The sequence below is a fragment of the Bordetella sp. BOR01 genome, from assembly GCF_019218885.1.
GTDB lineage: Bacteria > Pseudomonadota > Gammaproteobacteria > Burkholderiales > Burkholderiaceae_B > Bordetella_A.
In genome coordinates this window covers 1,056,633-1,079,324 of record NZ_JAHUWT010000002.1, presented here as the reverse complement: position 1 = coordinate 1,079,324, position 22,692 = coordinate 1,056,633, and the positions used below count along the sequence as shown (strand labels likewise).

At 62.9% G+C, this 22,692-nt stretch carries 21 protein-coding genes; 15 read left to right on the top strand and 6 right to left on the bottom strand.

Annotated features, from left to right (window positions below; all coding sequences use genetic code 11):
• Positions 1–14: 14 nt before the first annotated feature.
• Together KW845_RS12840 and KW845_RS12835 are read left to right on the top strand one after the other, a co-directional pair.
• Entirely contained in the window at positions 15–1,388 is a 1,374-nt protein-coding gene (locus KW845_RS12840) for a cytochrome ubiquinol oxidase subunit I (RefSeq protein WP_218369600.1), read from the top strand.
• Entirely contained in the window at positions 1,381–2,433 is a 1,053-nt protein-coding gene (locus KW845_RS12835) for a cytochrome d ubiquinol oxidase subunit II (RefSeq protein ID WP_218369599.1), read from the top strand. Before KW845_RS12840 ends, KW845_RS12835 begins: the two co-directional genes overlap by 8 nt.
• Before the next feature lie 39 nt (positions 2,434–2,472).
• Here KW845_RS12835 and KW845_RS12830 read toward each other — a convergent pair whose 3' ends face one another.
• Together KW845_RS12830 and KW845_RS12825 are read right to left on the bottom strand one after the other, a co-directional pair.
• Positions 2,473–3,453, bottom strand: coding sequence for a membrane dipeptidase (locus tag KW845_RS12830; protein WP_218369598.1), 981 nt, complete (start codon positions 3,451–3,453; stop codon positions 2,473–2,475).
• Positions 3,454–3,461: 8 nt separating this feature from the next.
• Positions 3,462–4,256, bottom strand: a complete 795-nt coding sequence (locus KW845_RS12825; RefSeq protein WP_218369597.1) for an alpha/beta fold hydrolase — start codon at positions 4,254–4,256, stop codon at positions 3,462–3,464.
• Between the two features lie 283 nt (positions 4,257–4,539).
• Between KW845_RS12825 and KW845_RS12820 the strand changes: the two genes are divergently transcribed.
• Both KW845_RS12820 and KW845_RS12815 read left to right on the top strand, forming a co-directional pair.
• A complete protein-coding gene (locus KW845_RS12820; protein WP_218369596.1) occupies positions 4,540–5,496 on the top strand; it encodes a tripartite tricarboxylate transporter substrate binding protein in 957 nt (318 codons plus the stop codon).
• A gap of 44 nt (positions 5,497–5,540) precedes the next feature.
• Entirely contained in the window at positions 5,541–6,920 is a 1,380-nt protein-coding gene (locus tag KW845_RS12815) for an MmgE/PrpD family protein (protein WP_218369595.1), read from the top strand.
• 59 nt (positions 6,921–6,979) lie between these two features.
• On the opposite strand, the gene KW845_RS12810 is transcribed toward KW845_RS12815, so the two are convergent.
• Complete coding sequence (locus tag KW845_RS12810; RefSeq protein WP_218369594.1) at positions 6,980–8,380, bottom strand: aspartate ammonia-lyase; 1,401 nt, start codon at positions 8,378–8,380, stop codon at positions 6,980–6,982.
• A gap of 180 nt (positions 8,381–8,560) precedes the next feature.
• Between KW845_RS12810 and KW845_RS12805 the strand changes: the two genes are divergently transcribed.
• The 10 genes from KW845_RS12805 (at position 8,561) to KW845_RS12760 (ending at position 19,074) form a co-directional block, all read left to right on the top strand.
• Positions 8,561–9,577: a LysR family transcriptional regulator gene (locus tag KW845_RS12805; protein WP_218369593.1), complete on the top strand. Its 1,017-nt coding sequence runs from the start codon at positions 8,561–8,563 to the stop codon at positions 9,575–9,577.
• Positions 9,578–9,686: 109 nt separating this feature from the next.
• Positions 9,687–10,868: a S9 family peptidase gene (locus tag KW845_RS12800; RefSeq protein ID WP_218369592.1), complete on the top strand. Its 1,182-nt coding sequence runs from the start codon at positions 9,687–9,689 to the stop codon at positions 10,866–10,868.
• A gap of 217 nt (positions 10,869–11,085) precedes the next feature.
• Complete coding sequence (locus KW845_RS12795; RefSeq protein WP_218369591.1) at positions 11,086–12,234, top strand: aromatic ring-hydroxylating dioxygenase subunit alpha; 1,149 nt, start codon at positions 11,086–11,088, stop codon at positions 12,232–12,234.
• On the top strand, positions 12,234–13,214 hold the full coding sequence (locus KW845_RS12790; RefSeq protein WP_218369590.1) for a PDR/VanB family oxidoreductase: 981 nt from the start codon (positions 12,234–12,236) through the stop codon (positions 13,212–13,214). The genes KW845_RS12795 and KW845_RS12790 overlap by 1 nt, the downstream gene beginning before the upstream one ends.
• Positions 13,215–13,232: 18 nt before the next feature.
• Positions 13,233–14,519 carry an amino acid ABC transporter substrate-binding protein gene (locus KW845_RS12785; RefSeq protein ID WP_218369589.1) on the top strand — a complete coding sequence of 429 codons (1,287 nt, stop codon included), beginning with the start codon at positions 13,233–13,235 and terminating at the stop codon, positions 14,517–14,519.
• Positions 14,520–14,583: 64 nt separating this feature from the next.
• The gene (locus tag KW845_RS12780; RefSeq protein ID WP_218369588.1) at positions 14,584–15,468 is read left to right on the top strand and encodes a branched-chain amino acid ABC transporter permease; all 885 of its coding nucleotides are present in this window, start codon (positions 14,584–14,586) and stop codon (positions 15,466–15,468) included.
• Positions 15,465–16,466, top strand: coding sequence for a branched-chain amino acid ABC transporter permease (locus KW845_RS12775; protein WP_218369587.1), 1,002 nt, complete (start codon positions 15,465–15,467; stop codon positions 16,464–16,466). Before KW845_RS12780 ends, KW845_RS12775 begins: the two co-directional genes overlap by 4 nt.
• A complete protein-coding gene (locus tag KW845_RS12770; protein ID WP_218369586.1) occupies positions 16,463–17,206 on the top strand; it encodes an ABC transporter ATP-binding protein in 744 nt (247 codons plus the stop codon). Before KW845_RS12775 ends, KW845_RS12770 begins: the two co-directional genes overlap by 4 nt.
• Positions 17,203–17,988 carry an ABC transporter ATP-binding protein gene (locus tag KW845_RS12765; protein ID WP_218369585.1) on the top strand — a complete coding sequence of 262 codons (786 nt, stop codon included), beginning with the start codon at positions 17,203–17,205 and terminating at the stop codon, positions 17,986–17,988. Before KW845_RS12770 ends, KW845_RS12765 begins: the two co-directional genes overlap by 4 nt.
• A gap of 42 nt (positions 17,989–18,030) precedes the next feature.
• The gene (locus tag KW845_RS12760) at positions 18,031–19,074 is read left to right on the top strand and encodes a hypothetical protein (RefSeq protein ID WP_218369584.1); all 1,044 of its coding nucleotides are present in this window, start codon (positions 18,031–18,033) and stop codon (positions 19,072–19,074) included.
• A 66-nt stretch (positions 19,075–19,140) separates the two neighbouring features.
• Here KW845_RS12760 and KW845_RS12755 read toward each other — a convergent pair whose 3' ends face one another.
• The 3 genes from KW845_RS12755 to KW845_RS12745 form a co-directional block, all read right to left on the bottom strand.
• Positions 19,141–19,764 (bottom strand): TetR family transcriptional regulator C-terminal domain-containing protein, encoded by a 624-nt coding sequence (locus KW845_RS12755; RefSeq protein ID WP_218369583.1) that lies wholly within the window; start codon positions 19,762–19,764, stop codon positions 19,141–19,143.
• 105 nt (positions 19,765–19,869) lie between these two features.
• Positions 19,870–20,433, bottom strand: a complete 564-nt coding sequence (locus KW845_RS12750; RefSeq protein ID WP_218369582.1) for a peptide deformylase — start codon at positions 20,431–20,433, stop codon at positions 19,870–19,872.
• A gap of 167 nt (positions 20,434–20,600) precedes the next feature.
• Positions 20,601–21,518 (bottom strand): LysR family transcriptional regulator, encoded by a 918-nt coding sequence (locus KW845_RS12745; protein WP_370628205.1) that lies wholly within the window; start codon positions 21,516–21,518, stop codon positions 20,601–20,603.
• Positions 21,519–21,693: 175 nt separating this feature from the next.
• Here KW845_RS12745 and KW845_RS12740 point away from each other — a divergent pair, with 175 nt between their 5' ends.
• Entirely contained in the window at positions 21,694–22,671 is a 978-nt protein-coding gene (locus KW845_RS12740) for a tripartite tricarboxylate transporter substrate binding protein (RefSeq protein WP_218369581.1), read from the top strand.
• The last annotated feature ends 21 nt before the right edge of the window (positions 22,672–22,692 follow it).

The window sequence follows — 22,692 nt, the reverse complement described above, 5'->3', positions numbered from 1 at the left end:
AGGACGAGACACCCATGGAACTTTCACCGCTCTTGCTTGCCCGCATTCAGTTTGCGGTGAACCTGACGTTTCATATCCTGTTTCCCGCCATCAACATCGCGCTGGCCTGGATATTGCTGTTCTTCAAGCTGCGATGGCGGGCCACCGGTGATACGGCGTGGCTGGACGCCTACCGGTTCTGGATACGGGTTTTTGCGCTGTCGTTCGCCCTGGGCGTAGTGTCGGGGCTGACCATGAGCTTCCAGTTCGGCACGACGTTTCCCGGCTTCATGGAAAAAGCGGGCAACGTCGTCGGCCCGCTGATGGGGTATGAGGTCATGACCGCTTTCTTCCTGGAAGCCGGTTTCCTGGGCATCATGCTTTTCGGGCGCGGACGGGTGTCCGAGCGCATTCATACGCTGGCGATGTTCCTGGTGGCGTTCGGCGTGACCTTGTCGGCATTCTGGATACTGGCCGCCAACTCATGGATGCAGACCCCGGCAGGCGCCGAACTGGTCGATGGCAAGTTCTACCCGACCGACTGGATGAAGATCGTCTTCTCCGAATCGTTGCCGCTGCGCTTTGGGCACATGGTGCTGGCATCGGTGGTCACGGCGGCGTTCGTGGTGCTGGGCGTCTCTGCCTGGCAGGGCTTGCGCCGGCCCCTGCGCCCGGGCGAACGCAAGGCCTTCGTGACGGGGCTGGTGCTGGCGGCGGCCGTCATCCCGGTGCAAATGCTGGTCGGCGATACGGCGGGCCGCCTGGCCGCCAAGACGCAGCCGGCCAAGATCGCCGCGATCGAGGGCCTGTGGGAAACGCAGCGGGGCGCGGGCACTGTGCTGATCGGCTGGCCGGACGAGGCCACGCGCAGCAACAAATGGGCCATCACCCTTCCATACGGCGCCAGCCTGCTCATCACCCATAGCCTGGACGGCGAGGTCCTGGGCCTGAACGAATTCCCCAATGCCCATCCGCCAGTGGCGCCCGTATTCTTCGCCTTTCGCGTCATGGCCGGGGTGGGCGTGCTGATGATGCTTGCGTCCTGGGGCGGACTGTGGCTGCTGCGCGCACGCAAATGGAATCCCGACGCGCTGCCGCGCTGGGCCTTGCGCTTGTTGGCCGGCATGACATTTTCGGGGTGGGTGGCCACCGTGGCCGGCTGGTACACCGCTGAGATCGGGCGCCAGCCCTGGGTCGTGTATGGACTGGTCAGAAGCTCCGAGGTCGTGGCCGACGAGCCGGCGGCGGCGTTCGCGCTGTCGTTGACAGGCTTCTTGCTGCTTTATGCCTTCTTGCTGCTGTCGTACGTGGGCACACTGATCTACCAGGCAAACAAGGGCATCGCCCCCACTCTGCAACACGCGCCGGCCGCGGATTCCAGCCCGGCCCAAGGAGGCAATCATGAATAGCTTGGCGGCATACTCGGGTGGCCTGGCGGCCAACGATCCGGCATTCTGGCTGCCCCTGGTATTCATGGGCTTGATGGGCTTTGCCGTCCTGGCATACGTATTGCTGGACGGCTTCGACCTGGGAGTGGGCATTCTGCTGACGAGCGCGGCCGATGATGAACACCGCACCACCATGCTGGCGTCCATCGGCACCTTCTGGGACGCCAATGAAACCTGGCTGGTGCTCGGCATCGGCATCCTGCTGGTGGCGTTCCCGTTTGCCTACGGCGGAATCTTGCGAGAGCTGTATTTCCCCGTCACGCTGATGCTGTTCGGGCTTATCCTGCGCGGCGTCGCGTTCGACTTCCGGGCCAAGGCCCCCCCCGGCCTGCGCGTTCTCTGGACACGGCTTTTCTGCGTCGGCTCGGTGGTGGCGGCTTGGTCGCAAGGCTACATACTGGGCGGCGTGGTCACCGGCCACAACCATGGCATCGAATACCGGCTGTTCTCGGTTTTTGTCGGCGCCTGCGTGGTGGCAGGCTACGCCCAGCTGGGCGCCGCATGGCTCATCATGAAAACCGAAGGCGACCTGCAACGCCAGGCGGTACGCTGGGCGCGACGGGCGTGGTGGGGGCTGGCCGCCGGCATCGTCGCCGTGTCGCTGGTCACGCCGCTCATGGACCCGCAAATCTGGCTGCGCTGGACCAGCGTGACGGGGCTATACCTGGCCCCCCTGCCGCTGGCAACGCTTGCATGTCTGCTGACGCTGGCGGCCGTGCTGCGCACCCTGCCCCGGCCCATGGACAAGTTCTGCTGGGCGCCCTTCGCGCTGACGGCGGCGATCTTCACCCTGGCGTTCCTGGGCCTGGCGGTCAGCCTGTTCCCATGGCTGCTGATGGGCCGGATCACGCTTTGGCAGGGCGCCGCCGCGCCCGGATCGCTGAAACTGGTGCTGGTGGGCGCCTGCGTGGTGCTGCCCGTGATCATTGCCTATAACGCGTATTCGTACCGGGTGTTCTGGGGCAAGACGGCGACCGCGCTCAGTTATGACGGGCCGCCGCAGTAACGTTGCCAGGCAGCTGTGCAAGCCGCGGCCTGGCGCGGCTTAGTCGATGTTCTGCTCCAGAAAACGCAACCAGTTTTCTCCCAGCACCCGCCGTATGCGTGTTTCGCTCCAGCCCCGGCGTTCCAGGGCGTCGGTCAGCTTCGGATAGTCCGCCAGGGTATCCATGCCCTTCACCGTGGGGGCCTTGCCGCGGCCCGGATTCGCGCGACGGGCATAGCCTTTGTCTTGCCGCAGGTAGTCGAAGAACGCCTCGTCATGATCTTGCGTGAAGTCGGTGCCAATGCCGATGTTTTCCTCGCCGCAAACGTTGATCATGTATTCGAAGAGCTCCACGCAGTCGTCCAGGGTCGTGTCCGCACCCGACTTCATGAAGGGCGGATACGTGGCCACACCGACAAACCCGCCGCGATTGACGATCTCGCGCAATTGTTCGTCGGTTTTATTGCGCGCGTGATTGAACAGCCCGTAAGGCGCCACGTGCGTATAGGCGCATCCCCGTTGCGAATGGGCGATGGCGTCGGATGCGGTCTTCTGGCCCACGTGCGACAGATCGACCAGCAGGCGCAGGCGGTTCATTTCTTCGACGACCTCGCGGCCAAAGCCCGATAACCCGCTGTCGTTGGCTTCCCAGCAGCCCGCACCGACCAGATTCTGCGTGTTGTAGGTCAACTGGATGACGCGCAGGCCCATATCCTTGAACAACGGCAGGAAGTCGATGCGGTCTTCGATACCGGCGGTGTTCTGCCAACCAAGCAGAATACCCACCTTGCCCAGTTCCTTCGCCTTGCGTATATCGCCGGCCCGGCGGATGGGCATGATCAGGTCGCCATACTCATCAAAGTAGCGATTCCAGCGCGCCATGTTCAGCATGGTGTCGCGCGTGCCCTCCCAGATAGAGCAGGTGCAGTTGACGGCAGTCAGGCCGCCGCGCTGCATCGCTTCGAATACCTCCCGGCTCCAGCGGGACACGACCAATCCATCGATGACGATACTCGAGGTGTGCAGGGTTGATACGGCCATGGCGATTCCTATGCGTGTCGATTAAGAAAGGGAAGTACGGTGTGCAGGAATTCTTCGGTGCGCGAATCGAAGAACATGTGCCCGCCCTCGGAAATGGTGAACAACTGCGCGGCGGGTATGGCCTGGGCAGCCGCCTCGGCGAACCAGAAAGGCATGACCAGGTCGTCGCGCGCGCCGCATACCAGGGCCGGACAAGCGATTCGGGCGTACAACGGCCGGGCGTCGAAAGCCAGGATCGCATCGAGGCGGGCGGCGATGCTCTCGGCATCCTGCGCCTTGCCGATGGCTTGCCGGGCCATCTCATTGAATTGTTCCGCGTGAACGCGCCGATAAGGCGGGTAATACAGCAGTAGCGCGTTGAAATGCACGTAGTGTTCGGGCGCCATCGTGCGCGCCGCCGCCTTGCGCAGATTCTGCAAGGTGTGGAAATCCGCGTCGCCATGCGTCCATGGCGAGGCCAGCACCAGGCGCTCGACCCGATCAGAGTGATTGGCCGCCAGCACGGTCGCCTGCCCTGTGCCCGTGGAAAGCCCCATGATGCTGGCAGTCTCGAACTTCATCGCATCCATCAACGCCAGCGCGTCCTGCGCCAGCGTTTCCATGGAATCCCCCTGGGGCGCGGGATCTCCGCGGCCGGTGCCACGCGGGTCGAACGAAAGCACCGTGTGGTGCTTCGCCAGACCGTCGATCAGCGGTTGACGAGCTGCGGGACCGGTACCCTGCCCCGCAATGACGACAAGCGGCGGGCCGTCGCCCGTCAGTTCGTAATACAGGTGAATGCCATTGACCCTGAGTTTTGCCATGTGTGTTCCTTGCCTGCCTCGTGCCCTGCAGTTGCTGATGGTGCGCCGCGACAATCGCCGTTGCCGGAGCGCCGTCAGGCGGATGACCCCAGATTATCGTCAGAGTTGGCCCATGTACCTATGGAAAATCCCAAGTATTAGGCCTCGTGGTTGCCACAATTAACTGCATTGATGCATGCCAGGGATGCGTGGACTTCGACGTTTCGATGCTGCAGGATGTGCCCCACCAGTGTGGGTCGGCGATACCCATAAAACACCATCGGGCGATAGCCGGGGGGGAGACATGAAGCGTTTGTTGTATTGGATTCTGGGCGGACTTGTTGGCTGGCAAGGCGCGGCGTACGCGGCCTATCCGGACAAGCCGATTACCCTTATCGTGCCGTTTGCCGTGGGCAGCGCCACGGACAATATTGCCAGGGCGCTCGCGGCCAAGCTGTCACCCGAACTGAAGGTACCCATCGTGGTAGAGAACCGGGCGGGCGCCAACGGCCTCATCGGCACGGCAACTGGAGCCAAAGCCGATAACGACGGCTATACCGTCACGGCGGTCACTGGCACGACCATTGCGCAGAATCCCTGGATGTTCAAGCGCCTGAACTACGATCCGCTGAAAGACTTCCAGGCCATCGGGCGGCTGGGCGGGTTTTCGTTGGCCGTCGTCGTCCGCGGCGACAGCCCGTACAACACCTACGACGACCTCTTGAAAGCCATACGCCAGGGCACCGGCGAGATCTCCTACGCGACTGCCTACGGTATGCAGACGGTTTGCGGCGAAATGGTGGCGCATGACGCCGAAGGCCAGGTATTAAGCGTTCCGTACAAGTCGAGTCCCCAGGCGATTGTCGATCTGATGGGCGGGACACTGACGTTCGTCTGCGCTGACCTGGCGACGGGGCTTAGCGGAATTACCAGCAAGAAGATCAAGGCCCTGACAGTGCTGGTGCCCGAAGGATCACGCTATCTGCCAGGCGTGGAGCCAGTGCAGAAATCCTGGCCGGAGTTCCCCATCATGCAATCCTGGGTCGGACTGGTGGCGCCCAAGGGGATCGCACCCGACCGGCTGAAGATATTGAGCGACGCCGTGCGCACCGTCGCGCAGACGCCCGAATTCGCGCAATCGCTGGCGGCCGTAGGCTTCGAGCCGACCCCCATGGACGCATCGTCGTTCGACCGCTACATGAAAGACGAATACCAGCGCTGGGAAACGTTGATCAAGCAGGCGGGCATCGAGCCCCAGTAATGATCGACTTCGCCTAGGCCCTAGCCGTCATCGTGGAGCACACCATGGCATCCTTGACCCAGGCCGTCGCGGACTACGCCATCGGCCGAATGACAGTCCCGCCGAATATCGCCGATATCGTCAAATTCGGCTTTATCGACTGCACGGCGTGCATCGTCGCGGGTCGCCACAGCGTGGCGGTGGCGGCGACCCGCCGCTTCCTGCAAGAGAGCGGACGCCGCAGCACCGTGCCCGTGCGCGCACTGTCCAACGGCGTCCCGCGCGCCCCGGCCGACGTGGCGCTGCTGGATGGCACCAGTGCGCATGTCCTGGACTACGACGACGTCGCGTTGGCCAGCCACCCCAGCGCGGTGATGGTGCCGGCAATCCTGGCCGTGGCGCAAACCAGGCCGGGCTGCTCAGGCCTGGACGTTCTGCGGGCCTATGTAGTGGGATATGAAGTCTGGGCCGAGCTGTACGGCAGGGACCAGGATGCGCTGCACCAGAAAGGCTGGCATCCGTCTTCCACCCTGGGCCTGATCGCCGCCACGGCGGCGGTGATCAATGTGCTGGGGCTGTCATCCGATATCGCACGACACGCGGTGGGCATCGCCTGCAGCCGGGCCAGCGGTGTAACGGCCAACTTCGGCTCCGGGACCAAACCCTTGCATATCGGGCTGGCGGCGTCCGAAGCTATCATGGCCACGCAATTGGCCCAGGCCGGCATTACCGCGGCCGGGGATGCGCTGGAGCACCGGTCCGGGTTGCTGCATGCGCTTTCGCCGGCAAGAAGAGTAAACGTGGACGCCGGCGTCAAGCTGAGCGATGGATCCCACTACCTGGCCAGATCCGGCCTGGCCATCAAGCGCTACCCGGTTTGCTACGCATCGCACCGGGCGCTGGATGGAATACTCGAATTGACTACCCTGCCGGATTTCGAGTTGCGCAAGATCGACAGGATCAGGGTGCGCATCGGCGATACCCAGGCCAACATGCTGCGCGTCGATATACCGCAGACTGAAATGCAGGCCAAATTTGCCTTGAAATTCTGCCTGGCGGTGGCGGCGGTGAAGAAGCGATTCGGGCTTGCGGAATTGAATCCCCGTCTTATTGACGATCCCGACGTCGCCCATGTGTTTTCGCTGATCGAGGTCACCGAAGACCAGGCCAAATGCGATATTTATCCGTGGTTCGCCCCGGCGGATACTGTGACCGTGCAATTGATGGATGGCAGGACCCTGTCCAGCGGGCCGGTCCGTTTTGCGAAGGGCAACGCACACAATCCGATAGACGCCGGGGAACTGCTCGGCAAATACAACGATTGCATGGCCGGGCAAGACGTCATTGCCGCTGCATCGCTGTACGATGGCTTGTCCACGCTCGAAACGGTGGACGACATTGGCGGCCTGCTGCGAAGCGTCATCGTACCGCCATCAGCATCGTAGACCCGACTGGCGCAGCGGCTGCGCCAATCGGCGTTCGAGCGTATGGCTGATTGCCCCGCTCAATTTTCCGAAGGCACGACTCTCGCGGCCTGGCGCACCAATTCTCGCGCATCGTCGATCGTGATGAGTTGCTGCTGCTGCATCTCCACCAGGAATGACCGATTGTTCCGGGCGGCCTTCTTCACCACGGCTGAGACCGTGTTGTAGCCGAACTGGTCCAGGAACGAAGACGCGATCGCGGCGGAGTTCAGGACCACCGCCTCGCCCTGCGCGCTGTCGGCCTGCAGGTCGACAATGCACTTTTCGCGAAACAGGCGCGCGCCGTTTTCCAGCAGAGTCAGCGAATCGAACACCCGGGACAGCACAGCCGGTTCAAAGTGGTTGATTTCCAGCTGTCCCGCCTGGATGCATTGCGCCACGCAGGTATCGTTGCCGACTATCGCGAAACCCACTTGCACGACCCCCATCGGAATCACGGGGTTGACCTTGCCCGGCATGATCGATGACCCCGCCTGCACGGCGGGCAGGTGGATTTCGGCGATGCCGCCGTTCGGCCCGGAACTCAGCAAGATAAGATCCGCCGCGACCTTGCCCAGGGAAGTGGCCGCGGTACGCAATTCTGCCGAGACGCGGGAAAACGCGTCCATGTTCTGCATCGCGTCGAAGGGATCATCGGCCACGCTGAACTGGACGCCAGTAATGCTGGCCAGATGCGCGAAAACGGCCCTCTTGTAGCCCGGGGCCGATCCCAGGCCCGTGCCGATGGCCGTGGCGCCCAAGGGCAGCGGGATCAACTGCGACCGCACGGTGCGCACCGCCTCGGCCAGCCGGCGCGTCAGCGCCGTATAACCGCCGAATACCTGGCCCAGGTACATGGGCTGCCCATCCTGCAGGCAGGTGCGCCCCAAATGCAGCACTTCCTGGAACGCTGCCGCCTTGGCTGCGAAAGCGTCGGCCAGCGCGTCGAGTTCACTGATCACACCGGCCAGGCGGGCATGGACGGCGATTTTCATCGCGGACGGATAGACGTCGTTGGTCGACTGTGATCGGTTCACATGATCGTTCGGGTGGACCCGGTCATACTTGCCCAGCGGCATGCCCAGCAGTTGCTGTGCCCGGTTGGCGATGACCTCATTGAAATTCATGTTCGACGACGTTCCCCCGGAGCCTTCAAACAAGTCCACGACCAGGTGCTCGACATGCCTGCCGTCGATGATTTCCTGGCAGGCCGCAACGATGGCCTGGGCAAGGTCCGGCTGCAGGATGCCCAGGTCCCGGTTGGCCAGCGCCGCCGCCATCTTGCATTGCGCGAACGCCCGGGCGAACGCGGGCTCGTCGGCCAATGTGCGGCCGGAAAAACACAGGTTGTTCATCCCCCGCCAGGTATTGGCGCCATATAAGGTCTCGATCGGCAGGTAAACTTCGCCCAGGGTGTCGGTTTCAGCTCGGACTTGAGGCATGCTTTGCTCCACTTCTTTTCAGTCGGGCGTCGGCTTCGGTTGCATGACGCAATGCGGGCTCATGCTACGTCCTGAACGCGCAATCCGCCGCCTTCCATGGTGTGCCGTGATTTGCGTCATTAATGCAGGTAATGACGCCTACCGGCACTCGCTTGTTGAGCCCGAATGGTCGATCACAAGATGCCCAAGCAAATCCCGGAAGCGTTTTCGCTCATCTACAGCAAATCTCTCGAGACTTTTTTTGCTGTCTGCCAGCAACGCAGTTTCACCAAGGCCGGCGACGCCATAGGATTGTCCCAGTCGGCGGTTTCGCAGAGCATCTTGCGGCTCGAGGAAATGCTGGGCGTGACCTTGTTTGAACGCAACGTCCGGCCGATCGAACTGACCCCCGAAGCCCGCGTGCTCAAAGAGCAGATCGAAGCGCATGCGGCCGAGGTGGCCGGCACGATTTCGCGCATCCGCGAAGAAAACGCGCTCAAGCCCATCGTGCGCGCCGCAGTCATCGAATCGTTATCCCCGAATATCGCGCCTTCGCTGGTGCGATCGCTGGCGCGGCAATCCAACCGCATATCCATACTGACCGGCACCAGCGACAATATTATTGGCGGGCTGCTGCAGCATCAGGTGGACGTCATCGTATCCAGCACGCCGTTCAACGATATTGACGGGCTGAGCCGCTATTTCCTGTTCGAAGAGCCGCATGTGTTGATCATGCCCAAGGCATTGACGCAGCGGCAACGGGAATGGACGTGGCACGACCTGCAATATTGCGGGCTTCCGATCATTCGCTATCTGGGCCAGACGGCCTCGGGTTCCACGATAGAGACGTTCTTCCGAACGATGCGGCTGGAATTTCCCATGCGCTTCGAGGCCGATACCAGCCGGGTCGTTTTCTCGCTTGTGGCGGCTGGCGTCGGCTGGGGCCTGACCACGCCGCTGTGCCTGTTGCAGTGCGCCGACATCGTGTCGCAGATGGATATCCTGCCCGCGCCGGAACCGGCATTTTCCCGGGAGATCTACGTGATCACGCGCAAGGGGGAAAACCAGGGCCTGGCCGAGTCTGTCCTGAAGATCTGCGCCGGCGAGCTGCAGGACTCGATCGTGGAGCAATTGGTCAGAATCGCGCCGGGCTGCGGCCCAAACTTGAAGATTGCCGTCGAGAACTCCCTGGGCCGCCGGGCGGCCTGGGTGCAGTAGGACTGCCTGGCCCGGGTCTGCCGGGAAATGCGGGCAAGCGGCTTCGCTTTGTTGACACTCCCCGACTTTATTCAATAGTATAAAGTCATGCCAACCAAGGGGAGCCGGCATGGCGAACGCGCCGCATACGATCGATGCTGAATGGGTACATATCCAATTCAAAGACGAACGCAAGTTCGCCGAGACCTACGGATTTGCCGGCAACCAGGGAGCGGTGAACCTGGAAGGCATACGCCTGCGGCCGGCTGGCGTACCCTCGCGCACGCTGGTGCTGTTCATGCATCCTGCCTCTACCCTGCAATTGCTGCCAGTGCCACGCCGCCTGGCAGCAATGGGCCTGCATGTCCTGTGCGCGGCCAGCCGCTACGCCAAGAACGATAGCGCCCTCATCATGGAAAACGTGTTGGTGGACCTGGGCGCCTATATACGCCATGCGCGCGAACAGTGGGGCTACGAGCACGTCATACTGATGGGCTGGAGCGGCGGCGGCTCGCTGTCGTTGTTCTATCAATCCCAGGCCGAGAACCCCTCTATCACTGAAACCCCCGCCGGCGACCCCATCGATCTGTCCGCGGCCGGGCTCATCCCCGCCGATGCCGTGATCTGCCAGGCCGCGCACCTGTCGCGCGCCCGCATGCTCAGCGAGATGATCGATCCGTCGGTGCACGACGAACATGACCCGGACAAGCGCCGGCGGGAACTGGATATCTACGATCCGTCGAATCCCGCCCGCGCGCCCTACTCGGCGGACTTCATACAGGCTTTCCGTAGTGCGCAGCTTGCCCGGGTACGGCGCATCACGGCGCGCGTCAAGGAAACCCTGCATGAACTGCGTAGCCGGAATACGGGCGAAATGGAACGAGGATTCGTGACCCACCGCACCATGGCCGATCCACGATTCCTGGATCCCGCACTGGACCCCAACGGGCGCCGGCCTGGATGGTGCTATATGGGCAACCCCGAAACGGTGAACACCGGCCCGGTGGGCCTGGCACGCTTCTCGATGCTGCGCGCCTGGCTATCGCAATGGTCGATCGACGACAGCCGTGCCGATGGCCTGGCTTGCGCGAAGAACATCAGCGTTCCGTTTCTTGCGGTGGAACACGCCGCCGACGATTGTGTGCCGCAGCAGCACACGAACCTGATCTACAAGGCCGCGGGCAGCCAGGACAAGACGTTTCACGTTCTTGAAGGCGCTACCCATTACTTTGCCGGCCAGCCAGACCTGCTGGACCATAGCGCCGAGCTTGTGGCGGCCTGGCTGCGCGACCGGCAGTTGCTGAACGACTGATACCGTGCCCGCCCCCGGCTGGAAATTCCTTTCCGGGGCCGGCCTGTCGGACTGGGGTAATCCCCAAGGTATTTCTTCTTGATGCCACCGCGCGCTTTGTGGTCAACTTTAATTTATACGATCGTATAATAACAAGGCCAGTCTGCTGCAAGGCAACTCGATCGTGCGAGACCTTACGCGCGTTTCCAGGACGCAATCGCAATGGAGAGAATCAGGCATGAGTGCGCAGATGAAAGTCATTCAGTTGGTGTCCGCGGCAGAGATCGGCAAAACGCGTGCCGAACTTTCGCAAGCTCGCCACCTGCCAGGCGAAATCTACACATCGCCCCAGCTGTATGAACACGAAATGCACGAGTATTTCGAACGCGAGTGGCTGTACGTCGGCCGTGTGGAACAGTTTCCCGCTTCCGGCGATTACGAAGCGCGGCGTGTGCTGAACCGCCCGATCATCATCTCGCGCGACAACACGGGGGCCTTGCACGCGTTCTACAACATGTGCCGCCATCGCGGCGTGGAAGTCGCCGAAGGGCGCGGCAACACCAACTTCTTCAAATGCCCTTACCACGGCTGGAGCTACGACCTGACCGGCAAGCTGGCCGGCGCAGCCTATATGAAAGAGTCGGCCGGCTTCAATCCCGCTGAATGCCGCCTGCGCCACATCCACCTGGAAACCTGGCGCGGCAATATCTTCATCAATTTCGCCGCCGAGCCGCGCCCATTTGCGCAGGCCATGAGCGAGTTCGAGAAAGACTTCGCCATCCTGAATACCGAACAGTGCCAATTGGCCGACGTGACCTGTATGCAGCTCGACTGCAACTGGAAGTTCTTCCACGAAAACCTGATGGACTACTACCACGTGGGAGTCCTGCACGTGAAGACGTTCGGCGCGCGCTTTTCCTGGACACCGGACAATCTTCAACTGAAGGAAGATGGCGGCCTGACCATGCGGTACGCCGCCGCTCCATCGACCCCCGATGGGAAAAGCCTGTTTGGCAAGGCACCCTGGCTGGAACATGAAGAGAACAGTTTCGCGCTGACGGGCTTCATGCCCCCGAACCTGACGATGTTCGCCCGCATCGACATGGTCAAGTTCATCGTCGCGTGGCCTTTGGGCCCGGATAAATGCGAGGTGTTCATCTACCTGCTCTTTCCCCAGGAATTCTTTTCGCACCCGGATTTTGCGGAAAAAGTGGCTGTATACCGCGAGTATCAACAGGTGATCTACGAAGAAGACCGGTCGATGATCGAATCCATGCAGCGCAACATGGCCCTTCCCTTCTATGAGCCGGGCCGCATGTCGGTAATGGAAAAGCCGATTCATCATTTCCTGAGCAAGTATGCGGACCGCATGTTTGGGAAGCAGTGATGGAGCTTTCGGCCAGCCACGGAGCGTCGCTGCTTCTGCGGGTAGTTTCGACTGAACTCGAGACACCAGAGGTAGCGCTGATAGAGTTCGAGCATGCGCAGCGCGCGGCCCTGCCGCACGCGGCGGCGGGTGCCCATATCAATTTACTGCTCGGCGAACAGTTGGAGCGCTCGTATTCCCTGTGCGATACCACTTCCGGACACGGCACGTATCAGATCGCGGTCAAGCTGGAAGCACCGTCCCGTGGCGGATCTCGTGCCGCTCATGACCTGCGCCCAGGCGATACGGTTGTTGCGCGCGGGCCATTCAACGGCTTCCCGCTGGATGCCCAAGCCGGGCGGGTGATCTTGCTGGCAGGCGGCATCGGTATCACGCCGCTGCTGGCAATGGCGCGCGAGGCAAACGGCAATGGGCAGCCGTACACCCTGCACTACTTTGCGCGCACGGCCGGTGACGCGGCATTTCACACGCTGCTTTCCGCTGCCCCCCATGCGCCGCATGCACACTTCCATTTCGGCCTTGCCGGACAAGACGTCGCCGACCGCCTGCAGGCTTTGCTGGACGCGCCGCCCCCCGGTACGCATCTTTATATTTGCGGCCCGCGGATGTTCATCGACCTGGCGCGGCAGATTGCCTCACGGGCGTGGCCGGCCGCTGCCGTGCACTGGGAACTCTTTACTGCCGCCGGCGAACCCGCAACTGACGAACAGCAGGGCAGTTTCCAGGTGAAGCTGGCTCGCAGCGGCGGGGCATACGAAGTCCCGGCCGGCAAGAGCATTCTTCAAGTCCTCGGGGAAAACGGTGTCCAGGCCGATTACTCATGCCGGGAAGGAATGTGCGGCATGTGCATCGCGCGTGTTCTCGAGGGCGAGCCAGACCATCGCGATGAATTCCTCAGCGACGACGCCCATCAAAGCGGCGATGCCATTGCAATCTGCGTGTCGCGCTCACACAGTCCCGTCCTGATACTGGACCTGTAGCCGCCCAGCGGCCCTGCGATGTCAACGCGCCACGACTATGCCAAACTCAATCCAGAGGTAGAGCAGATGATGAACAAGAGACGAAGCTTCCTGAAGCAGGCCACCGGCCTCACGCTGGGCACGCTGGGTCTTCCCCTGATCAACGCCCGCGCGGCGGCCGCCAAGAACGTGCGCATCGGCGGCTCGCTGGGCATGTCGGGGCGTTACGCCGAAACCGGCCTGAACATCAAATTCGGGTATGAGACGGCGATCAAGTACATCAACGAAGAGTTGGGCGGCGTAGAGATCGACGGTACGCGCTATGCATTCATCCTGAACCTGGTTGACGATGCCAGCGACCCGGCGCGGGCCACGACGCTTATCCAGCGCCAGGTGGATGACGGCGTCGATTTCTTCCTGGGCTCGTACGGCAGCAATGTCGTGCTTCCCTGCGCGGCCATCACGGAAGCCGCCGGCAAGCCCATGATCCAGGTGGGCGCGTCTGCCGACCAGATCTACACGCAGGGCCACACCACGGTATTCGGCTTCTTTCCGCGAGCCAGCCGGGCCTGGGATTCAAGCGTATCGTTCTTCCGCGATATCGAGCCCCGGCCGCGCAAGATATCCATCATTGCCACCAACGATGCGTTTTCCCGATTGAACGCCCAGGCGGCGGCCAAGGGCTGCCGTGAAGCCGGCTTCGAGCTACTGGACATGTTCCAGTTGCCCGAGCAGGTCAGCGATGCCTCCAGCGTGCTGTCCACGCTGCGCGCCAGGACGCCGGACGTGCTCATCACGACAACGGTGGACCAGAACTCGCTGGTCATTGCCCGGCAGATGATTGCCACGGGCACCAATGTGCCGCTGCTGTATCAGTTCCTGGGTCCCCAGCTTCCCATGTATCGCCAGAGCCTCGGCGCACAGTCCAATGGGGTCTGTGCCCAGTTCTACTGGGACGATCGCGTCAATCTGGAAGACCCGGTATTCGGGAATTCGCAAAAGTTCGTCAGCTACTACCGGGAACATTTCAAGCGCCCGCTCAGCTACCATACCGCGGGCGCCGCGGCATGCATCACCACGTATGTACATGCCATGCAGCAGGCCGGCTCGCTGAAGCCGGACCGCGTGCGCGATGCCCTCGCGCAGACCGACATCTCGACACTGTTCAACCGGATCAAGTTTTCTCCGGAAGGCGACGGAGACTCGATCGTCATGGGTGCCAAGATCGGGCAGATCCAGAAGCAACGCTTCGAGATCGTTTATCCGCAAGCCCAGCGCACCGCCTCGCTGCTCTACCCCACGGCGCCCTGGGCGGAACGCTCATGATGCGGCGGCCCACGACCCCAACCTGGTTTTTCCACCACGCACCGCGGCTTGCCGGAGGCGCGCGATGAACGGCGCGTTGCTTGCGCAGACACTGGTCGACGGCCTGATCCTTGGCGGAATCTATGCCCTGTCCGCCGTGGGGTTCTCGCTTATCTTCGGCGTGCTGGGCGTGGTGAACCTGGCGCACGGGGTGTTTGTGCTGCTTGGCGCGTACGTCGGGCTGATGGTGAAGAACGCCTTCGGAATAGATCCGCTGATGGCCATTCCCATTGCTTTTGCCATTCTGTTCATATTCGGCGCCTTCTTCCAGCTATGGGTGGTTTCCACGGCAATACGGCGGGGATCCCTCATATCCAGCCTGCTTGTCACCTTTGGCGCCAGCCTGATCCTGAAAGACATCATCATCGTTTTCATCGGCCCGGACATCCACACCCTGGATTCCGCCTGGGTCCTGGGAACCCATAATGTGGGCGGCATCGTCATAGACGGCGCCCGCGCCACGGCGCTATTGGCCAGCTTGCTGCTGCTGGGCTTGCTTGCGCTTGTCCTGTACAAGACCGCGATGGGGCGCGCGATTCGCGCAACCGCGCAGCAGAGCTTCGCGGCGGGGCTGTGCGGCATCAACTGCCGGCGCATCTATGCGCTTACCTTCGGCGTGTCGGCCGGCTTTGCCGCCGCCTCGGGCGTGATCGTCGGCATCATCAATCCTTTCTCTCCCTCCGATGACGCCTTCTGGACCTTGAACGCGTTTGTCACGGTTGTGCTGGGCGGGATAGGCAGCCCTTTGGGCGCACTTCTCGGAGGGCTGCTGCTCGGTGAAATCAGCACGCTTTCGTCGCAGTACGTAGGTGCGACATTTCCCAATATCTTCATGGTCTGCACGTTGCTGCTGATGCTGCTGGTGCGGCCCAACGGCATCATGGGCAATGCCTACAAGGGGTCAGTATGACAACCGCCGCAACCGGCCGCCCGCAGGCGCGGCCGCCCTACGCCACCGTGGTGATCGTCCTGGCCGCGCTTGCCCTGCTGGCCATCCCCTGGCTGGCGGCCCCGTTCTATCTGCGCGTGGCGCAGCAGATATTGCTGTTCGGCGGCCTGGCCATTGCCTGGAGCATGCTGGGCGGCTTCACCAACTACTGGAGCTTCGGCCACACCGCGTTCGTGGGCCTGGGCGCATTCGCCGCGGGCCTGCTCGAACAGCAGATGGGCGCGGGCATCCCGGCGTTTGCCAAGATGTTGGCCGGCATGGGCTTCGCGATCGTGGTCTCGGCAGCCGTGGCGGTGGCGATCGCCATTCCCGTGCTGCGGCTGCGCGGCATCTACTTTGCCATCGGCATGCTGGCATTCGCCGAGATCCTGGGCGAAGCCTCGCGCAACTTCGATATCTTCCAGGGCGCCATAGGATTCACCTTTCCCGGCATAGCGGTGCCCGGCGTTTCCAAGGTGCAGCTTTTCTACTATCTGTTCCTGCTGCTGTTCGTGGTGAATGCGGTCATCTTCATCGTATTGCGCCGGTCGCGGATGGGCACCGGCCTGGTCTGCATCGGCCAGGATGAAGACACGGCGGCCATGCTGGGGGTGCCCACCGAGCGCTACAAGCTGGCCGCGTTCGTACTGAGCGCAGTACTGGCCAGCGCCGCCGGCGTACTGTACGGCCACAGCCTGGGGTTCATCACCGCCGGATCGGTGTTCCGGATCGACATCAGCCTGAATCTGATCCTGTTCAGCATGATAGGCGGCATCGGCACCCTGGCCGGCCCCGTCATCGGCGCAACGCTGATGATCATCCTGACGCAGGTGGTGCTGGGCGACCTGCTCGATTTCCACATGATGCTGACCGGTGGCCTGCTGATTGTCATCGTCCTGGCGGCGCCCAAGGGCATCGTCGGATTGGCGCGGCGCCTGCGTCGGCGCGTGCCCGGCCAAACAGGAGAGACCGCCGCATGAACGCGCCCGTCCAGACGTCCCAACCGATACTCTCGCTGCAATCGATCACGAAGCGCTACAAGGGCCTGACGGCCATCAACCAGGTGTCGATCGATATCGAGCCCGGCACGGTAACCAGCATTGTCGGGCCGAACGGCGCAGGCAAGTCCACCCTGTTCAATCTGATATCGGGCTACGTTCAGCCCAGCGAGGGACGCGTGCTGTTCCAGGGGCAGGACATCACCGGCAAGCCCACCTACGCCATCGCGCAGCTCGGCATTGCCCGGGCGTTCCAGATCGCCAAGCCGTTTCCCGAGTTGTCGGTGCAACGCAATATCCACGTGGGCGCGCTGTTCGGGCGCACGGGCCCGCGCGACCCGCAGGCATTGACCGAGCACGCGCTGGACATCTGTCGCCTGGGCCCGTGGCGCGATGCCGCCGCCTCGACGCTCAGCGTGGGCAACCTCAGGCGCCTGGAACTGGCCCGCGCCATCGCGGCCCGGCCGGCCTTGCTGCTGGCCGACGAGCCCTGCGCCGGGCTCAACGAAACCGAGACCGGCGAAATCATCGAAGTCATCGCCCAGATCTGCACCACCGGCATCACCGTGGTGCTGGTCGAACATGACATCAAGGCGGTGCGCCGCGTGTCGAAGCGGGTGGTGGTGATCGAGGCGGGCAGAACGATCGCGGACGGCACGGCCGAAACGGTTTTCTCGGACCCGGCGGTGATCACGGCATATCTTGGGACGACAGCGACATGACGGCAACAGTTTCCAGATCCGCGCCGCATCCCGCGGCGCCGGCAACGGCCAAGCGGCCACCCGCCCGCGAATTGCGGGTCGACGATATCAGCTACGCCTACGACGGCGCGCTGGCGGTCGACGGCGTTTCCCTGCGCGTCTCGGGCGGTGAAATCGTGGCCCTGCTGGGCTCCAACGGCGCCGGCAAGACCACCATCGCCAAGCTGATCGCAGGCGCGCTGCGGCCGCGCCAGGGCAGTATCCACTTTGGCGATATCGCCCTGGCGGGGCTGGCGTCGCACCAGGTGGTTCGCCACTCGATCGTGCTCGTCCCCGAAGGCCGCCTGGTATTCGCACAGATGACCATCCACGAGAACCTGCTGCTCGGGGCGCACAAGGAACGCCGGCGCGATCGTGTCGCTGAACTGCTCGAACGCAACTACACCCTTTTTCCGCGCCTGCGCGAACGGCGCGGCCAGTTGGCGGGCTCGCTCAGCGGCGGCGAGCAACAGATGCTGGCGATCGCCCGGGGCCTGATGGGCGAACCCCGCCTGCTGGTGCTGGATGAGCCGTCGCTGGGCATCATGCCCAAGCTCGTCGGCGATATTTTCACCCTGATTCGGCAGATTGCCGCCCAAGGCGTATCCGTTCTGCTGATTGAACAGAATGCGCGCGCCTCGCTCGAGATCGCCGACCGGGCGTACGTGCTGGAAAAAGGGCGGATCATTCTCGAAGGAAACGGCCGGGACCTGCTTCGCGATGATTTTGTCAGCAAGGCCTACCTTGGCGTATCGGGCGACTGATTGCCCTTGCCTTTTCCTCTTCAAGCGCTCAACGGACCTGCCATGACCCTACTTACGCCCACGCGGCTGCGCCGAGCCGCGCAATCTCTAGTCGTTGACCAATTTGCCGTCGCCCACGGCGAAGACGTGCTGATCACGGCTGATTCGCATACAGACACCTTGCTGGTGGACACGGTGGCGCAAAGCGTGGCGCAAGCCGGCGGCCGGCCCCTGGTGGCCGTCGCCCCCCGGCTGCCATATCAGGGCGGGCTTTCCGACCCGTACGTGACGGCGCCCTTGCGCGCGGCGGCCAGCGCCGCCGATGTCTGGTTTGATTTCTGCTTTCCGTACCATGCAGGATCCGGCGCTCATGCCGATGCCATGGCCGCGGGGCGCTGCCGGTACGCCTTGCTGGCCATGTCCAGTGCCGCCAGTTTCGAAAGGCTATACGGCGGCGTCGATTTTCCCGCACTGATGGATTTCAATATTGCGTTCATGGATTTCATCGCCTCGGCCGCGGGAGAAGAGGTCCGCGTGACGTGCCCGGCCGGCACCGATATCCGTTTCCGCCTGGATGAGGTCAAGCTCAAGCGCCCGCGGGTAAGAAACCGCCCGGGCATGGACACGGTGCCCGGTACGCAAAGCTTGTATCCGCTGCTCGATACGATCAGCGGCCGCATCGTCATACAAGCGCTTTTCGACGAAGAGTACCGGCGCCTGCGCCTGCCGATCACGATCAATGCGCAGGGCAGAATCCGCGACTTCACCGGCGGCGGCATCGAAGACCGCATCAGCTTTGATCGCGCATTGCGACGCGCGAGCGGCACGGACGGGTTCGGCTCGTTCATTCATTTCACGTTCGGCTTCCACCCGGGCACGCAATTGACGGGCACCCAGTTCATCGAAGACATACGCCTGCCCGGCAGCAATGCCATCGGCATGGGACTGCCCTGGTGGGAGCCGGGCGGCGGCGAGAACCACCCGGACGGCATCGTGTTCGACCAATCTTTGTGGGTGGGCGATACGAAAGTCTCGGATAGCGGCCGCTTTGTCGGGCCCCCGGAACTGCTGGAGCTGCACGCGGCGATGCGGCGGCGCCTGGACTGACCCGGAATCTATCGGCCGGCCCCGCCCCGCCGCCGGCTTCGGCCGGTATCTGGCACGACACGCTGCCTAGCGCAGCTTGCGCTGCAAGGCGGGCAGGATGTGCTGTACCAGCTTGGACGGATCGATCGTCTCGTCCGAAAGGCTCCATTCCAGCCACACGCCCTTCAGCAGCGCCGCAATGGCGAGCGTGAGCGTATCGCAGTCGACGTCGGCGCCGTTCTGTTTGGCGACTTTCGTCACCAGTCCGTGAAGCTGGCGCTCGAAGCGCTGGTAAATCTCGTTATGTACGCGGCGCACCGACTCATTGGTGTGAGACAGTTCCCAGAACAGGAAGCGCATGCGTACATAGTCGCGATTCAGGATCGACGGTTGAAAGCCCGCCGTGATAAGCGCCTGCAACTGGGCCATGGGGGCAGGATCGGCCTTGGAGAGCACCTGGTGGGTGTGCCCTTGCAGCTGCGTGGAAAGATGGCGGTACGTTTCGGCCAGCAACTCGTCTTTGGAGTTGAAAAGATGGCGCACCATGCCCAGGGAAAGGCCGGCTTCTTGTGCAATGGTGCGCACGCTGGTCTGGGAGACCCCGTCGCGGCACAGGCAACGGAATGTCGCATCGATAAGCTGCTGCCTGCGTACCTCCGGAGCCATCTTCATGAAGGTACGGCGTTGGCTGGAATCAGAGGCTTGGTCCATGAAGGGCGGTTACTTATCTCTTTTCATGCCGGGCAGACATGGCCCTCGGGCCACAAGGCCTGCACGATGCGCCGAGTATAAATGCAAAGGCGCGGGCCAAGAACGCTAGGCGCCGTCAAACTCGGCGGCCGAATAGGCATAGACACCGCCCTCGCCGCAGACTTCACTGGCAAATGCAAGCCGGCGCGGGTCTTGCAGGCGCATGGGATACAAGGTCCCGTCCAGGTGATCGCATTCGTGCTGCAGCAATGCGGACAAGTAGCCGCGCCTTTGCACCGATACCGGCTTGCCATCCGCCGTCACGTAATGAATGCGGATGTGCTTGAAACGGGATACTTGCGCGTACAGCCCCGGCAACGACAGGCAGCGTTCCCACAGGTCGATTCGTTCCTCGCCCAGTGGCTCCACGCGCGGGTTGATCATTGCGGTCCAGGGTTCTGGCGGCGTCTTGGCTTGTGCGGGAATCCGGCTGGCCGGCAACTGGAACAGCACGACGCGCAGCGCGGTGCCGATCTGCGGCGCGGCAAGGCCAATGCCGCCAACCGCCTCCAGCGTGTCGCGCATATCTTCCAGCAGGTCTCCGATCAAAGGCGCGGTCGGATCAGGGACAGGTTCGCTGGGGTGCAACAAGGCAGGGTTACCCATGCGCAGGATTTCGCGGATGGCCATATCGGATAAGTACCTCAGGTCTTGGGCAATGCGCCGCGCGACGTCCCACTGAGCGGGTGTCGGACGCAGGCCGTAAACTTTATACTATCGAATAATATTGATGACGGCAAATCCGTACGGCGACGCTTGAACCGCCGCTCTCGCCGCCGGTGCCAGGCGATGCGCAGCTACGGCAGGTTGCCCGCCGAGATATTCTCGAGCGCGGCGCGCCCGGCGATGGCATGCTCGTACAGCGCTCGCGCTGCCGGAGACAGGCTGCGCCCGCGGCGGCGCACAAGATGGATCTGGCGGGCCAGGCCCGGTACGTTCATGGGCCGCATCACCAGCCCGGGCCGCCGGAAATGGAACAGCGTCAGCGCGGGCACGACGGTGATTCCCATGCCTGCCTGCACCAGGCCCGCCACGCTGGCATAGTGCTGCACCTCGATCGTGCCCGCCAGCGGATTGGCCGGATGCAGGACGATATCCAGGTAGTGCCTGACGCTGCTGTGCCGGGCGATGTGAACAATGGGATAAGCCGCCACATCGTGTCCGCTGGCGCATTCGACGCCCGCCAGGGGATGATTGTTGCGGCACACCAGGAAGAACTGGTCCGTGCACAAATGCTGAGTTTCCAGATCGTCGGTCTCGCTGACCCCCGAGGTGATGGCGAAATCCACGTCTCCGGATCGCAGCAGTGCAACGCAAGCCTCTGACAAGGTGTCGATCACGGTCATCTCGATACCGGGATAGGCGTCCCGGTATTTGGCCATGACCCGGGGCAGCCACGACGCCACCAACGAAGGCAGCGCCGCCACCGCTACCCGGCCTTTCCGGCGGGCGGCATGATCGCGGAAATTCTCGACAACCTCGGAGAACTCGGTGTACAGGCGCCGCGCGGACTCCATGAACAGGGTGCCCTCGGACGTCAATTCGACCGAACGGGTGGTGCGGTCGAACAGGCGCGCACCCAGGGCCTGCTCGATGGCCGCGATGCGCGCGCTGTACGCCGATTGCGACAGGCAGCAGCGCGCCGCCGCGCGCGTGAAGTTTTTTTCTTCGGCCAACGCAAGGAATACCTCGAGGTCGCGGCTGGATATCTTCACACTATTTATCTAAAAACCAGGTTAATTGATTTTTTATTTCGATTGTACAGATGAGTAGCGGTGCCGGTAAAGTCGTCGGCAGCCTTCTCCTTCATCGCGCCATGACGGCAGCGCCGCGAGTGCCCTAAGGGCTCACAACGCACTTGCCGCCGTGCCCCTTCCTACCGACCCGGCCATGACGAATCTTCCCTCGAGACGACGATTTCTTGCAGCCTGTGGTGTTTCCCTGGCAAGCCTGCCCTACCGGGCACACGCGGCCGACGGGTTTCCCCGACGCCCGGTGACGCTGCTGGTTCCGTTCCCGGCCGGCGGCACCGCGGACGTGACCTATCGCGTCCTTGCCACCGCCACCGAACCCTATCTGGGCCAGCCCGTGGTCATCGAAAACCGGCCGGGCGCCAGCGCCACGCTGGGCGTCATGGCGATGCTCAACACACCGCCCGACGGCTATCGCCTGACTATCGTGCATTCGGCCGTGCTGCGCATGCAGCTCATGCAGAAGACGCCCTACGACGCACGCAAGGACATCACACCGATCATCGCCATCAGCGCCTTCAATGTAGGCCTCATGGTCAGGAAAGACTCGCCGTTCCGCACGTTCAAGGACTTCGTGGAAGCGGCTCGCAAGAATCCCGGCGGCGTCAGCTATGGCAGCAACGGCGCGGCCACCGCGCAGCATCTGGCGCTGGTCCAGGTCGCGGAGCAGGAAGGCGTGCAGTTCAATCACATTCCCTACAAGGGCGACGCCGAAGCGACCAATGCCTTGCTGGGCGGCCATATCGACGCCCATGCGGGCGGGACAGGCATGGGAGAACTGGTCGATGGCGGCAAAGCGCGCTGGCTAGCCCTGTTTTCGGATGAACGCCTGGCCCGCTGGCCCGATGTGCCCACCTTGTATGACCTGGGCTACCAGATTCCCGCCAGCAGTCCCAACGGCATCGTCGGCCCCGCGGGCATGGATCCATCGGTGGTCAGGACGCTGCACGACGCCTTCAAGCAGGCGTTGTTCAGCCCAAGTCACCGCCAGGCACTGGAACGTGCCGGACAAGCCGTGCAGTACCTGGACGGCGAAGATTTCGGCAAGCTGCTGGTCCAGCATTACGCGCTGGAGCACGAGCGCATCGCCAAGGCCGGGTTGCTGGCCGCGCCCTGATTCAACGCTTTCCATCAACGA

Coding starts and splice junctions, on each gene's coding strand:
- KW845_RS12840 (WP_218369600.1), top strand. CDS start 15: ATGGAACTTTCACCGCTCTTGCTTGCCCGCATTCAGTTTGCGGTGAAC.
- KW845_RS12815 (WP_218369595.1), top strand. CDS start 5,541: ATGGCATCCTTGACCCAGGCCGTCGCGGACTACGCCATCGGCCGAATG.
- KW845_RS12785 (WP_218369589.1), top strand. CDS start 13,233: ATGTCAACGCGCCACGACTATGCCAAACTCAATCCAGAGGTAGAGCAG.
- KW845_RS12825 (WP_218369597.1), bottom strand. CDS start 4,256: ATGGCAAAACTCAGGGTCAATGGCATTCACCTGTATTACGAACTGACG.
- KW845_RS12830 (WP_218369598.1), bottom strand. CDS start 3,453: ATGGCCGTATCAACCCTGCACACCTCGAGTATCGTCATCGATGGATTG.
- KW845_RS12795 (WP_218369591.1), top strand. CDS start 11,086: ATGAGTGCGCAGATGAAAGTCATTCAGTTGGTGTCCGCGGCAGAGATC.
- KW845_RS12750 (WP_218369582.1), bottom strand. CDS start 20,433: ATGGCCATCCGCGAAATCCTGCGCATGGGTAACCCTGCCTTGTTGCAC.
- KW845_RS12755 (WP_218369583.1), bottom strand. CDS start 19,764: ATGGACCAAGCCTCTGATTCCAGCCAACGCCGTACCTTCATGAAGATG.
- KW845_RS12790 (WP_218369590.1), top strand. CDS start 12,234: ATGGAGCTTTCGGCCAGCCACGGAGCGTCGCTGCTTCTGCGGGTAGTT.
- KW845_RS12835 (WP_218369599.1), top strand. CDS start 1,381: ATGAATAGCTTGGCGGCATACTCGGGTGGCCTGGCGGCCAACGATCCG.
- KW845_RS12820 (WP_218369596.1), top strand. CDS start 4,540: ATGAAGCGTTTGTTGTATTGGATTCTGGGCGGACTTGTTGGCTGGCAA.
- KW845_RS12740 (WP_218369581.1), top strand. CDS start 21,694: ATGACGAATCTTCCCTCGAGACGACGATTTCTTGCAGCCTGTGGTGTT.
- KW845_RS12765 (WP_218369585.1), top strand. CDS start 17,203: ATGACGGCAACAGTTTCCAGATCCGCGCCGCATCCCGCGGCGCCGGCA.
- KW845_RS12805 (WP_218369593.1), top strand. CDS start 8,561: ATGCCCAAGCAAATCCCGGAAGCGTTTTCGCTCATCTACAGCAAATCT.
- KW845_RS12770 (WP_218369586.1), top strand. CDS start 16,463: ATGAACGCGCCCGTCCAGACGTCCCAACCGATACTCTCGCTGCAATCG.
- KW845_RS12775 (WP_218369587.1), top strand. CDS start 15,465: ATGACAACCGCCGCAACCGGCCGCCCGCAGGCGCGGCCGCCCTACGCC.
- KW845_RS12780 (WP_218369588.1), top strand. CDS start 14,584: ATGAACGGCGCGTTGCTTGCGCAGACACTGGTCGACGGCCTGATCCTT.
- KW845_RS12760 (WP_218369584.1), top strand. CDS start 18,031: ATGACCCTACTTACGCCCACGCGGCTGCGCCGAGCCGCGCAATCTCTA.
- KW845_RS12800 (WP_218369592.1), top strand. CDS start 9,687: ATGGCGAACGCGCCGCATACGATCGATGCTGAATGGGTACATATCCAA.
- KW845_RS12810 (WP_218369594.1), bottom strand. CDS start 8,380: ATGCCTCAAGTCCGAGCTGAAACCGACACCCTGGGCGAAGTTTACCTG.